Annotated in this window: 10 protein-coding genes; 5 read left to right on the top strand and 5 right to left on the bottom strand. The window is 65.3% G+C overall.

Annotated elements, in window-relative coordinates; genetic code table 11:
- Positions 1 to 16: 16 nt before the first annotated feature.
- Both DY467_RS23315 and DY467_RS23310 read right to left on the bottom strand, forming a co-directional pair.
- Positions 17 to 1,654 carry a lysine--tRNA ligase gene (locus tag DY467_RS23315; RefSeq protein WP_164639316.1) on the bottom strand — a complete coding sequence of 546 codons (1,638 nt, stop codon included), beginning with the start codon at positions 1,652 to 1,654 and terminating at the stop codon, positions 17 to 19.
- Between the two features lie 33 nt (positions 1,655 to 1,687).
- Positions 1,688 to 2,608 (bottom strand): ABC transporter substrate-binding protein, encoded by a 921-nt coding sequence (locus DY467_RS23310; RefSeq protein WP_246701625.1) that lies wholly within the window; start codon positions 2,606 to 2,608, stop codon positions 1,688 to 1,690.
- Positions 2,609 to 2,684: 76 nt separating this feature from the next.
- Here DY467_RS23310 and DY467_RS23305 point away from each other — a divergent pair, with 76 nt between their 5' ends.
- Positions 2,685 to 4,736 carry a glycosyltransferase gene (locus tag DY467_RS23305; RefSeq protein WP_164639312.1) on the top strand — a complete coding sequence of 684 codons (2,052 nt, stop codon included), beginning with the start codon at positions 2,685 to 2,687 and terminating at the stop codon, positions 4,734 to 4,736.
- A 1-nt stretch (position 4,737) separates the two neighbouring features.
- On the opposite strand, the gene DY467_RS23300 is transcribed toward DY467_RS23305, so the two are convergent.
- Together DY467_RS23300 and DY467_RS23295 are read right to left on the bottom strand one after the other, a co-directional pair.
- Positions 4,738 to 5,337 (bottom strand): SCO family protein, encoded by a 600-nt coding sequence (locus DY467_RS23300; protein ID WP_107346223.1) that lies wholly within the window; start codon positions 5,335 to 5,337, stop codon positions 4,738 to 4,740.
- A 175-nt stretch (positions 5,338 to 5,512) separates the two neighbouring features.
- The gene (locus DY467_RS23295) at positions 5,513 to 5,971 is read right to left on the bottom strand and encodes a hypothetical protein (RefSeq protein ID WP_107357156.1); all 459 of its coding nucleotides are present in this window, start codon (positions 5,969 to 5,971) and stop codon (positions 5,513 to 5,515) included.
- Between the two features lie 732 nt (positions 5,972 to 6,703).
- Between DY467_RS23295 and DY467_RS23290 the strand changes: the two genes are divergently transcribed.
- Positions 6,704 to 8,674 carry a methyl-accepting chemotaxis protein gene (locus DY467_RS23290; RefSeq protein WP_164639310.1) on the top strand — a complete coding sequence of 657 codons (1,971 nt, stop codon included), beginning with the start codon at positions 6,704 to 6,706 and terminating at the stop codon, positions 8,672 to 8,674.
- A 148-nt stretch (positions 8,675 to 8,822) separates the two neighbouring features.
- Positions 8,823 to 9,200, top strand: a complete 378-nt coding sequence (locus tag DY467_RS23285) for a hypothetical protein (protein ID WP_107346226.1) — start codon at positions 8,823 to 8,825, stop codon at positions 9,198 to 9,200.
- Between the two features lie 190 nt (positions 9,201 to 9,390).
- Here DY467_RS23285 and DY467_RS23280 read toward each other — a convergent pair whose 3' ends face one another.
- Positions 9,391 to 10,554 (bottom strand): NADH:flavin oxidoreductase/NADH oxidase, encoded by a 1,164-nt coding sequence (locus DY467_RS23280; protein ID WP_164639308.1) that lies wholly within the window; start codon positions 10,552 to 10,554, stop codon positions 9,391 to 9,393.
- A gap of 228 nt (positions 10,555 to 10,782) precedes the next feature.
- On the opposite strand from DY467_RS23280, the gene DY467_RS23275 reads away from it, so the two are divergent.
- Positions 10,783 to 11,718, top strand: coding sequence for a Bug family tripartite tricarboxylate transporter substrate binding protein (locus DY467_RS23275; protein ID WP_246701624.1), 936 nt, complete (start codon positions 10,783 to 10,785; stop codon positions 11,716 to 11,718).
- Between the two features lie 20 nt (positions 11,719 to 11,738).
- On the top strand, positions 11,739 to 12,606 hold an 868-nt coding region (locus tag DY467_RS23270; protein WP_164639304.1), incomplete at its 3' end, for a LysR family transcriptional regulator.

Below are 12,606 nucleotides of genomic sequence, written 5' to 3'. Positions count from 1 at the left end.
GCCGCGCTTGTTGATCTTACGCGCTGCGCGCCAGGGCGCCGTCGATCATTGCCACCGCATTGCTGACGCCGTAGACGGCCACGAACGAGCCGAACCGCGGCCCCTTCTCCTGGCCGAGCAGCACCTGGTACAGCATGTTGAACCAGTCGAGCGAGACGCCCGGCTTGCCGTCCTTGGCGGTCTTCTTGTGATCGAGGAACGGCTCGCGGCGGCCGATCTCGTACACCACGTCCTGGATAGCCTCGGCGGTCGCGTCCGCCGGCAGCTGTGACAGCGCATCGCGCAGATCCTGCAGCGCGGCGCGCTCGGCGTCGGTCGGGTCGCGGAACACCTTGGTGGGCGCCACGAAGTCGCGGTAGTAATTGATCGCGTAACCTACCATCGCGTCGAGCTTGGGATGGCTCTGCGGTGTCACGCCCGGCCGGTAGCGGCCGATGAAGCCCCACAGCGTATCGGCGTTTTCGGCATTGGACGACGACACCAGCGTCAACAGCAGCTGGAACGTCACCGGCATGTCGGCTTGCGGCGGATTGCCGGAATGGATGTGCCAGACCGGGTTGGCGAGCCGCTGCTTCAGATCCTGCCGCGCGTAGCCATCGAGGAACTGCTGATACTCGTCGACATTGCGCGGGATCACGTCGAAATACAGCCGCTTCGCCGCCTTCGGCTCGCGGTACATGAACAGCGACAGCGATTCCGGCGAAGCGTAGCGCAGCCATTCCTCGATCGTCAGGCCGTTGCCCTTCGACTTCGAGATCTTCTGGCCCTTGTCGTCGAGGAACAGCTCGTAGTTGAAGCCTTCCGGCGGCGTGCCGCCGATCGCCTGGGCGATCTTGCCGGACAGCTTCACGGAATCGATCAGGTCCTTGCCGGCCATCTCGTAGTCGACGCCGAGCGCGGTCCAGCGCATCGCCCAGTCCGGCTTCCATTGCAGCTTGCAATGGCCGCCGGTGACCGGAACGGTGATGCGTTCATTGGTTTCCGGATCGTCGTAGGAAATCGTGCCTGCCTTGACGTCGTGCGCGACGATCGGCACCTGCAGCACCACGCCGGTGCGCGGGCAAATGGGGAGGAACGGCGAATAGCTGGCGGCGCGCTCCTCGCGGAGCGACGGCAGCATGATCGCCATCACTTTCTCGAGCCGCTCCAGCACCTTCAGCAACGTCGCGTCGAACCGCCCCGACTTGTAGTACTCGGTCGCCGAGGCGAATTCGTAATCGAACCCGAAGGTGTCGAGGAAGGCGCGCAGCCGCGCGTTATTGTGGGCGCCGAACGAATCATGGGTGCCGAACGGATCCGGCACGCTGGTCAGCGACTTGCCGAGATTCTTCTCCAGCAATTCCTTGTTCGGCACGTTGTCCGGAACCTTGCGCAGGCCGTCCATGTCATCCGAGAACGCCAGCAGCTTGGTCTTGATCTTGTCGTCGGTCAGCACACGGAAGGCATGGCGGACCATCGTGGTGCGCGCGACCTCGCCGAACGTGCCGATATGCGGCAGCCCCGACGGACCGTAACCGGTCTCGAACAACACCTCGTCCTTCGGATGCTTTTTCAGCCGGTTCACCAGCGCGCGCGCCTGCTCGAACGGCCAGGCGTTGGATTGTTCGGCGAGGGTGCGCAGCTCGGAAGCGTTCGGAAGGTCGATCGTCGTCATTCAGGTCTCCAGCCGCCCTTGAAGGCGGGTCTTTCAAAACGGGCTGACGGAAAAATACCGGAGCCACAAGTCGGTGTACTGGCCCTTTTCCCAAACCCGGAACAGCGCCCAATTCAGCGCCTGGCGCAACGTGTCGTTGCCCTTGCGCACCGCGATGCCGACGCCCTCGCCGAAATAGCGGCTCTCCAGGAACGGAGCGCCGGAGAATGCGCAGCAGTTCTCCGAGTCGGTGCCGTTGATCCAGAACGCCAGCGAGATCGCATCGCCGAAGATGAAATCGACTTCGCCCCGCTTCAGCGCGGTCCGCAGCGCCTCGGCATTCGGATAGGAATGCAGCTCGGCGTCGGTGAACATCGCCTTCAGATAGGCCTCATGCGCCGAGCCGGTGACCGCGCCGACCTTGCGGCCTTCGAGATATTCCGGCCGCATCTCCGGCATCACCGCATCCTTGCGGGCAACGAAACGCGCCGGCGTGCGGTAGTAGGGATCGGTGAAATCCAGCTTGGTGCGGGTCTGCGGCGTCACCGCCAGCGACGCGATGATGGCGTCGCCGCGATTGCCGGCGAGCGCGTCGAGCAGGGTCTCGAACTTCCGCATCTGCACCGTGCAGGTGATCTTGATCTCGTCGCACAGCGCGCGGGCCAGATCGACGTTGAACCCCGCCGGATTGCCGTCGGCCCCGGTGAAGTTGAACGGCGGATAATCGACCTCGGTCAGGAACCGGATCATCGTCAGGCGCGACATGTCCGGCCGCTCCGGCCGCCGCCGCGGATCCCAAAACCCCGGCACCGCATGCGCGGTCGCGTCCGCAATCGCCTTTGCCTCGGGCGCGGTGTCCGCAGCCCGGGCGGCGACAGGCGTCAGCAGCGTGGTCGCGGCGAGCGCCAGCGCCGCCACGGCTGCGCGCCAGACGGCCGGTCGGCCATTGATCAACATCGCAATCTGTGGTTGCATAGTCAGGGGTTCCGCACCGGCGGTCTTATAGACCATCCGACGCGAGACGCGAGTATCGTTTGCGTAAGAGCGTGCCATGGTCGAGACCGACCACGCCGGACTGCACGAGACGATGACCGACGGGCGCGGCGATGGTGAGGCAATCGCCTCATGGCCCGGGCCGCCCCGCTTTCTCGCCGCCCGGCCTGCCCTCGTCAGCAACGACAATCATCCGGGCGAGCAATGGCGCGAGGCTGCGGACCGACAATCCGAAGCGATCGCAGCGCCGGAACTGGACTGCTTGCGCGGCGTGCTATCGCCGGCACTGCTGCAGGCCACCGCGCGGCGCGCCAGAGACCTCGACATCGGTGCCGACCGCGTCTTGATTCAGCAGGGGCTGATCGAGGAGGAAGCGTATCTCCGCTATCTCGCGCGCTGGCTTCGCCTCGGCTTCCAAAACTTCGGCGCGTTCGACCGCGCCGACTGTCCGCTGGAGGACGCGCAAATCTCGTCTGCCACTGCGACCGGGATCGTGCCGCTCCGGGTCGATGGCGAATTGATCTGGGTGGTGGCGCCGCGACATCTTGCGAGTCGTCGGCTGTGCAGGCTGCTCGACGACTATCCGGACACACGCCCGCGGCTGCGATTGGCCTCGACAGGGACCGTTGAGACCTTTCTGGCGCGGCAGGGCGAGCGCGCACTGGCCGACATCGCCAGCTCCGATCTGCACCAGCGCCACCCGATGCTGTCGGCGGCGCCGCGCCGGCCCGGTCCGGTGTGGCGGCAGCGCCTGAAGCGCGGGGTTTGTGTGGCGGTCCTGCTCGCGTTGCCGCTCTATCTCTATCCCGACGTCACGACGACGCTGCTGGCAGGCTGGTTCATCGGCTTTGCCGGATTGCGATTGCTGGCCTGCTTGTGGCCGCGCCCGACCTTGCCACCGCCGCCGCGAAAACCGGACGCCGAATTGCCGATCTATACGGTGGTGGCGGCGCTGTATCGCGAGGCCGACTCGGTGGGAACGTTGGTCGAGGCCCTCGACGCGTTCGATTACCCACGCGAGAAGCTCGACCTGATCCTGGTGATCGAGCCCGACGACCTCGCCACCCGCGCGGCACTGGCACGGATCAAACAGCGGCCGCATCTGCGGGTGCTGATCGCGCCGGCGGTCGAGCCGAGAACCAAGCCGAAAGCGCTGAACTACGCCCTCGCCTTCGCACGCGGCAGTTTTACTGCGGTTTACGATGCCGAAGACCGGCCCGACCCGGACCAGCTGAGGGCGGCGTTGGCAGCGTTCGATGCCGCGAGCCCCGACACCGCTTGCGTCCAGGCCAGCCTGTGCATCGACAATCTCACCCATAGCTGGCTGTCGCGGACATTCCTGGCCGAATATGCCGGCCAGTTCGATCTGTTTCTGCCGGGCCTTGCGGCGCTCGGCCTGCCACTGCCGCTCGGCGGCACCTCCAACCATTTCCGCACCGATGTACTCCGCGCGATCGGCGGCTGGGATCCGCACAACGTCACCGAAGACGCCGACCTCGGCTTTCGGCTGGCCCGGTTCGGCCACCGCTGCGTCACCATTGCTTCGGCCACCTACGAGGAAGCTCCGATCGCGTTTGGCAACTGGCTGCCGCAGCGCGCACGCTGGATGAAGGGCTGGATCCAGACCTGGGAGGTGCATATGCGGCAACCGATCCGGCTGTGGCGCGAGATCGGCTGGCGCGGCGTGATCGGCCTCAACCTGGTGGTCGGCGGCAATGTGCTGTCGGCGCTGGCCTACCCATTATTGGTGTGGCTCGCCGTGGCGGCGGCAATCGATTGGCCGGCGCAGTTGCCGGTGTGGCTCGGCGGCTGGCTGGAGCCCGCGGCGCCGAGCGCGCTGCACTGGCTGACGATCGCATCCGGGGTTGCATCGACATTGGTGGTCGGCTTGCTCGGCCTCGCCCGGCGGCGGCAATTACGGCACGCCGGCGCATTGGCGCTGACGCCGCTCTATTGGCTGTGCCTATCGGTGGCGGCGTGGCGCGCGCTGGCGCAATTCGTCTGGTGTCCGTACCGCTGGGACAAGACTCAGCACGGCGTTGCCCGCCGTCCGCATCCGCTGGCGCCGAAGCCAAAAGCCCGGCGGTCGCGATGGCGGTTGTCGGCGTAAGCTACAGATACCGCTTCAGATCGGCCGCAGCCTCCTCGGGCTTGCGCTTGATGTTGAACGGCGAGACGAAATTGCCCGACTTGTCCATCAGATAGATCAGGGCGGTGTGATCCATCGTGTAGTCGCCGTCCTTCAGCGGGACCTTCTTGGCGTAGACCCGGTAGGCCTTCTCGATCTTCTCGGTGGCTTCCGGGGTTCCGACCAGCCCCTTCAGATGCGGATCGAAGCTCGACAGATAGTCCTTCATCGACTGCGGAGTGTCGCGCTCGGGATCCACCGAGACGAAATAGGCGTTGATGCGGTCGGCGTCGGGGCCCATCGCGCCGAGCACTTGCGACAACTCGAACAGCGAGGTCGGGCAGACGTCCGGGCAGCGGGTGAAGCCGAAGAAGATCAGGGTCGGCTTTCCCTTCATGCTCTGTTCGGTGATGACCTGGCCGTTCTGGTCAGTGAGACGGAACGGACCACCGATCGTCGCCGGTGCCGAGATCTTCTGCAGACCGCCGAGCAGCCACAGCACGACCACGAGGCCGACGATCAGGCTGCCGGCAAACGCAGCGATCACGACCAGCGGGCGGATGGATTTGGCTTGTGCAGACATCGGCAGACACCTCGCAACCTTCGGAGCGGCCGGTTCGACGCTATTTCAGCACGGCCGCTGCGATGTGCGGCAATCGCCGCACGGTTGCCCCCAATAGAGCCAGCGGCGGCGCCCGGCAAGCCGCGACGCCGTCGCACTGATCACGTGATCCGGAGGATGGATCGCGGGCGCGAAATCAGCGGCCGGCCTGAGCCTGCGCGTCCATGTAACAGGGACGGTACATCGACATCAGCTGCTTGCCGCGCAGGAAGATCATGTGACGGGTCAAGCCACCGCGCTTGGCGATCCAGCGGCGGATGCTGGTCGGGTACATCGTGTACAGCATCTGCGTGGCTTCGGTATTGGTGATGACGTTGCCATTGGAGCCGAGATCCCAGGCGGCGTGGAAGCCGAGATTGGCCCGGGAGGTGACGCAGATCTTATCGTGCGGGACCGCACCCAACACGATGGTGCAGGCCGAGGCGCACAGGCCGTCGATCATCACGGTTTCGCCGGAGCTGCGCAGCGACTGGTAGCGGTCCACATAGGTTCCGATCCGGCCGCCACGATCGTCGGCGATTCGCACCATCGCCTGGCTCGACGCCACGCTGGCGACCAGCAGCATGGCCGCGAGCATCCCCGTGAACAGTCTCATGGCTCCCCCAACGATCCCCGTCGCGAAGCCGCAGACCGTGCGCCCTCGAGACAGCGTCAGGGTGATTTCCGATCAAGGCTTTGTCCAGATCGACGGCCGGCCTCGGACCAATTTCAAATCGAGTGTTGCCCGCAGGATGCACTGCGGTTCGTGGGGTCCCAAACTGAAACAGGACGGTTCGATACGTCGTGGAGGAACGCCGATTCGGTTCCATGACGGATGCCGCCGGCAGCCGCAGCCGATGCTTGGACGCAGACCGCATGAGGGAGGTCCATGGCCAGCTACGGGACCCGCAAGATGCGCTGACGTGCGTCACTACGACCGATCGAGTCGAGCGCAATCTCTCGGCACCGCACGAGAACGCCGAACCGGATTCTATCGCTCGCGCCTCTGTTAGTAATCGGTCGCCTTCGATCCGGCGTCTGTATGAAATTTCCCAACGATCGTCATCGAAGCATCATCCCGTCTTGCGAAAGCTTCGCGACAACTAATCAATTCGATCCGGACAAGTACCAGGATTTCAGCGTCGCGGGAGATCTTAAGGCAAACTTAGCACCGGCTCGTCCAAGCTTAGTTATTACGTCAAGATTCGAATCTGGAGCCTCATCGGACCAGCGATCGACTACGTCGCAGATTGCTCAGTGTTTGTGCAGATTGCCTGCCTCACCGACAAGCACGTCCACAACTCACACGTCATCGTCCAAGCGAATCGTCTGAAACTCGGGATCTCCCATGTCTCTTCGTCTCGGCCTCACGTCCAAGATCAATTCCATCGCTCTGGTCGGCATCATCGGCGTTCTCGCCTTTGGCGCGCTGTATATGATCGGAACATCGTCACAAGACGCAGCGAGGCTGATTGACGAACGAGCCCGCACACTCGGCGACAGCAACGCAAAATTGCAAATCGCCCTGCTCGAGCAGCGCCGCGCCGAGAAAAACTTCATGCTGCGCAAGGAAGAGCAATATCTCGGCATGTTTCAGCAGAGCGGACGAGTGGCAGCCGAGACGCTCACGGACATGATCCGGCAGACCGAGGTAGCCGGTCAGACTGAACTCACCCGCAGTTTGAAGTCGGTGCAGGACGGCTTTGAAAACTACCAGCGCCAATTTGGCAGGTTCAGTGAGGCCACCGTGAAGCTCGGCCTCAAGGAAGATCTTGGGCTCGAAGGCAGCCTGCGAGCGTCGGTGCACGATGTCGAAAAGACGATCAGCAGCTTCGACTCCCCGCCCCTGATGGTGCAGATGCTGATGATGCGCCGGCACGAGAAGGACTTCATGCTCCGCCGTCATCCGAAATACGGCGACGAGATGAAAAAGCAATCCGCCGAATTCGCCAAGCTGCTCGCCGCCTCCGACCTGCCGCCAACGGCCAAGTCCGAAATCACGCAAAAGCTCGCCGCCTATCAGCGCGACTTCTCCGCCTGGATGGAGAATGCCCTGGCGCTGGATCGTGCCGAAAAAGACATGGTGACGACCTACCGGGCACTGCAGCCCGCGCTCGACGAGCTCTCCAGCACGGTGCGTCAGCAGGCGGAGCTCGCCAAGACGATGGCCGCCACCGCGCGGCGCGCCACTGAGCAGCGCATGCAGATCGCGATCATCGCCATCATCCTGACCGTGATGGTGCTCGGCATCTGGATCGCGCGGTCGATCACCAAGCCGCTCAGCGGGCTGAACACCGGCATCCGCCGCCTCGGCGACGGCGAACTCGATCTGGTGCTGCCGGGCCTGCAGCGCAGCGACGAGATCGGCGACATGGCGCGCGCGGTGGAATCCTGCAAGCTGAAGGCCGAGGAGCGCGCCGCAGCAGAAGCCGCCGCCAAGGCGGAGCATGACCGGCTGGCCGCGCAGCAGCGCAAGGGCGAGATGATCGCCCTCGCCGCCAAGTTCGAAGACGCAGTCGGCGAGATCGTCGAGACCGTGTCGTCGGCCTCGACCGAGCTGGAAGCTTCGGCGACTACCCTGACCTCGACCGCCGATCACGCCCAGCAGTTCACCACCCTGGTCGCCGCGGCTTCCGAGGAGGCGTCCACCAATGTGCAGTCGGTGGCGTCGGCCAGCGAAGAGATGTCGTCCTCCGTCAACGAGATCAGCCGCCAGGTGCAGGAGTCGGCGCGGATCGCCAGCGAGGCGGTGACGCAGGCACAGGCCACCAACGAGCGCGTCAGCCACCTGTCCGAAGCCGCATCGCGGATCGGTGACGTGGTCGAACTGATCAACACCATCGCGGCGCAGACCAACCTGCTGGCGCTGAATGCCACGATCGAGGCGGCGCGCGCCGGCGAAGCCGGCCGCGGCTTCGCCGTGGTGGCGGCCGAAGTGAAGCAGCTCGCCGAACAGACCGCCAAGGCCACCGACCAGATCAGCCAGCAGGTCGGCGGCATCCAGACCGCCACGGACCAGTCGGTGAGCGCGATCCGGCAGATCGGTGAGACCATCGCGCGGATGTCGGAGATCGCCGCGACGATCGCCTCCGCGGTCGAAGAACAGGGCGCCGCGACGCAGGAAATCTCGCGCAACGTGCACCACGCCGCCGAAGGTGCGCACCAAGTCTCGGTGAACATCGTCGAGGTTCAGCGCGGCGCCTCGGCGACCGGCTCGGCTTCTGCGCAGGTGCTGTCCGCGGCGCAGTCGCTGGCGCATGACAGCACCCGGCTGAAGGACGAAGTCGCCCGCTTCCTCCGAACGGTGCGGGCGGCGTAGTTCGCGGCGCGCGGCGGATTGATGACCAAGTGGTTACCAAGCCGCGCCGTTAATGATCTTCGTAAAGGTTGATTCTGCTCGATCGTTGACGGACGTCGTGATCACAACCAAACATGCGGCGATATTTCATTGGCGCTGAGGATCGTCCATGTCTCGTTTGTCCGCCGCTTTGCTCGCTTCCGCCGTCGTCGCCGGCGCGGCCGTCGCGCTGCCGACCGCAGCCTCCGCTTGTTACGGCTGCGCCCCGCCGCCGTGCTACACCTGCTATCAGCAGCAATACGTTGCTCCGGAGTACCGCACCGTCGAGGAAACGGTGATGGTCAATCCGGGCCGCGTCGTCGCCCACCGCGTTCCGCCGCAGTATCGCACCGTGATGGTGCCGAAGACCGTGATGGTCTCTCCCGGCGGCGTCGAATACGAGCGCATCCCGCCGCAATACGCCACCCGCGAGCGCGTCGAGATGGTGTCGCCGGGCTACAGCTACTACGCACCGGTTCGTCCGCGCTGCGGCGGCTGCGGCTGGTAACGGCTCGTTAACGTCGTCGGAGGGGGGGGAGCTTTAGCGAGTCCCACCCTAACGCGACGATCGGTTCAATGGGTTTCGCTTGCGCTCAACCCATCCTGCCAGCGTCGTATCGTTGTCGCGCTTCGAACGGATTCGTCATGGCCGGGCTTCGTCCCGGCCATCCGCGTTTTCAGACGGCGCGGTTGGTCTCTCAGCTCCGCCGGAATGGCAGCTTCGGCCCGTCGAGTTTGCGCAGGCCCGACTCGCGGCGCTCCAGCCACCAGCCATATTGCTTCGGCCAGTCGGCGAACACCTCATCACCTTCGGTGAGTTCGAGCTGCGCGTGTAGCGCCCAGTTCGGATCGAACAGCGCCTCGCGGCCAATCGCGATCAGATCGGCCTGCCCCTGCTCGACGATCTTCTCCGCTTGATCGGGATGGATGATCAGCCCGACCGCGATGGTCGGGATCTCGGCTTCGGTGCGGATGGTTTCGGCGAACGGCACCTGGAAGCCGTAACCGCGCGGAATCCGGTTGGCGGTGGCCGATCCGAGCAGTCCGCCCGACGAACAATCGATGATGTCGGCACCGCGCGCCTTGGCCTCGCGCGCGAACACCACCGAGTCGGCAAGCTCGATGCCGCCATCGACGCCGTCGACCGCCGATACGCGTACCGCCAGCGGCAGCGTGTCGGGCCAGGCGGCGCGGACCGTCTCGATCACCTCCAGCGGAAACCGCATCCGCCCGGCGCGGTCGCCGCCATAGGCGTCGGTACGCAGGTTCGACAGCGGCGACAGGAACGAGTGCAGCAGATAGCCGTGGGCGCAGTGCACTTCGAGCATCTCGAACCCGGCTTCGACCGCGCGCAGCGTCGCGCTGCGCCAAGCCTCAAGCAGATGATCGAGATCGTCGTCGGTCAGTTCCTGCGGTGTCAGCCATCCTTCTTCCATCGGGATCGCGCTCGGCGCGACGATGTCCCACGGCTGATCACCGCGGGCGATGTCCTCCGCGGTCAGCGCCGCGTTACCGTACCATGGCCGCTGCATGCTCGCCTTGCGGCCGGCATGCGCGAGCTGAATCGCGGGCACCGCACCGTTGTCGCGAAGAAAGGCCGCGATCCGCTCCAGCGGCCGGATCTGGTCGTCGTTCCACAATCCGAGATCGCCATGAGTAATGCGGCCGTTGGCGGTTACCGCGGTCGCTTCGACCATCACGATGCCAGTGCCACCCTGGGCGAACTTGCCGAGATGCACCAGGTGCCAGTCGTTGGCCACGCCATCGACCGCGGAATACTGGCACATCGGCGAGATCAGGATGCGGTTCTTGGCGGTGATGCCGCGCAGGGTGAACGGGCGAAACAGCGGCGGCTGTGACATCGGGACTCCACAACGTTCCTCGGAAAGACTTCTTCAGTCGGGCGGACAGCTCGGCGCACGCGCCAGCCCCTCCCGTTCGTTACGCACGATTCTGACGGTCCGGCCGCATCAGGTCAATTGCAGCGGTCGCTGTGAAATCCGGTTCAGTTGGACTATCGTCGCGCCATGAGCTTGATCCGACGTATTGTTTTGTCTCGCCGGGCCGTCCTGACCACCGCTGCCGCAGCCTTGGCGACGGCGAGGAGTCCGTCGCCCGCGCGGGCCCAGGGCCTGTATCCGACCCGCCCGGTGCGGATCGTGCTGCCGTTCGCGGCCGGCGGTGTCGCCGACATCACAGCGCGCCTGATCGCCGATCAGCTCGGCACCAAGCTCGGCCAGCGCTTCTATGTCGAGAACCAGCCGGGCGCCGGCGGCATCGCCGCGGCGCGCACGGTGATCTCGTCACCGCCGGACGGCACCACGCTGGCGCTGTTGTCGAACGGCACCGCGATCAGCGTATCGCTGTTCAAGAAGCTGCCGTTCGATCCGGTAAAGGATTTCGCGCCGATCTCGAGCCTCGGCACCTTCGACTTCCTGTTCGCGGTGCCCGCCGAGTCCAAGTTCAAGACGCTGGAAGAGGTCATCAAGGCAGCGAAGCAGAAGCCCGGCGCGCTCAATGTCGGCACCATCAACACAGGCAGCACGCAGAACCTCGCCGCGGCGTTGTTCAAGACTGCGGCCGGGGTCGACTTCGTGATCGTTCCGTTTCGCGGAACGCCAGAAGTGCTGGTGGCGCTGCTGCAGGACAGCGTCGACCTGACGATCGACAGCTATTCGGCGCTGAAGGGCAATCTCGCCGACGGCAAGATCCGGGCTTTGGCAGCGACCGGGCCGCTGCGCTCGAAGATCACACCCGACATTCCGACTCTGCGCGAGAGCGGCATCGAGGCCAGCATCGAATCCTGGAACGGGTTGTTCGCACCGGCCGGCACGCCACCCGGCGTGATCGGCGCCTTGAACACCGCGCTGCAGGAGATCCTCGCCGATCCCGCCCTCAAGAAGAAGATGCTCGAACTCGGCATCGACGCCAAGCCGTCGACGCCAGACCAGTTGGCGGCACGGCTGCGCGGCGAAATCGAGAAATGGCGCGCCGTGATCGAGCAGTCCGGCATCGAGCGGCAATAGCGGCGGGCCCGCGATCAGCGATGAACCTCAAACAGCTCGAATATTTCATGCATGTCGCCGAGCTCGGCTCGTTCAGCAAGGCCGCGATGGTGCTGGATGTCGCCCAGCCGGCGCTAAGCCGGCAGGTGCGCGGGCTGGAGACCGAACTGCGCCAGCAATTGTTCCTGCGCAATGGCCGCGGCGTGGCGCTGACCGAAGCCGGGCGGCGTTTGTTCGATCACTCGGTGGCGATCATGCAGATGGTCGCGCATGCCCGCGAGGATCTCGGCGCCAGCCGCGACGCGCCGGTCGGCCGCGTCACCATCGGGTTGCCGCCCTCGATCGCACGCCAGCTGACGCTGCCGCTGATCGACCACTTCAAGCGCACCCTGCCGTCGGCCCGGCTGGCGATCGTCGAAGGCCTGTCGTCACACATCATCGAATGGGTCACCACCGGCCGCGCCGATGTCGGTCTCGTCTACAATCCGGATGCGCAATCCGGCATCGAGATCACGCCGCTGCTGCAGGAGCCGCTCGGCCTGGTCAGCTACGCACCCGCCGGCAAACGCCGCACCGCCGCGGCACCGCTGCCGTTCAAGGAACTGTCGAAATATCCGCTGATCGTGCCCGAGCGGGTGCACGCGATGCGCCGGCTGCTGGAGAACGAGGCGGCGCTGGCCGGCGTCAAGCTCGACATCGCCTGGGAAGTCTCGAGCGTGCCGTCGATCATCGAACTTGTCTGCGCCGGCTACGGCCACGCGGTGCTGACGCGAAGCGGGGTGGCCGCTTCGCCGCGGGCGGCCGAGCTGGTGATGCGTCCGCTGATCGAGCCTGCGCCGGCGAGCGCTCTCTGCCTCGTGGTGTCCGCAACGCGGCGGCCGACGCCGCTGGCGCAGCACAGCATGCGGA

Source organism: Rhodopseudomonas sp. BR0G17 (assembly GCF_010907025.1).
Classification (GTDB): domain Bacteria; phylum Pseudomonadota; class Alphaproteobacteria; order Rhizobiales; family Xanthobacteraceae; genus Rhodopseudomonas; species Rhodopseudomonas palustris_H.
This window is presented reverse-complemented; position numbering and strand designations above follow the sequence as displayed.

Bases quoted from the DNA above. Each gene is read 5' to 3' on its own strand.
- DY467_RS23295 (WP_107357156.1), bottom strand. From the start codon at position 5,971: ATGAGACTGTTCACGGGGATGCTCGCGGCCATGCTGCTGGTCGCCAGC.
- DY467_RS23280 (WP_164639308.1), bottom strand. From the start codon at position 10,554: ATGTCACAGCCGCCGCTGTTTCGCCCGTTCACCCTGCGCGGCATCACC.
- DY467_RS23285 (WP_107346226.1), top strand. From the start codon at position 8,823: ATGTCTCGTTTGTCCGCCGCTTTGCTCGCTTCCGCCGTCGTCGCCGGC.
- DY467_RS23290 (WP_164639310.1), top strand. From the start codon at position 6,704: ATGTCTCTTCGTCTCGGCCTCACGTCCAAGATCAATTCCATCGCTCTG.
- DY467_RS23305 (WP_164639312.1), top strand. From the start codon at position 2,685: ATGGTCGAGACCGACCACGCCGGACTGCACGAGACGATGACCGACGGG.
- DY467_RS23300 (WP_107346223.1), bottom strand. From the start codon at position 5,337: ATGTCTGCACAAGCCAAATCCATCCGCCCGCTGGTCGTGATCGCTGCG.
- DY467_RS23310 (WP_246701625.1), bottom strand. From the start codon at position 2,608: ATGCAACCACAGATTGCGATGTTGATCAATGGCCGACCGGCCGTCTGG.
- DY467_RS23315 (WP_164639316.1), bottom strand. From the start codon at position 1,654: ATGACGACGATCGACCTTCCGAACGCTTCCGAGCTGCGCACCCTCGCC.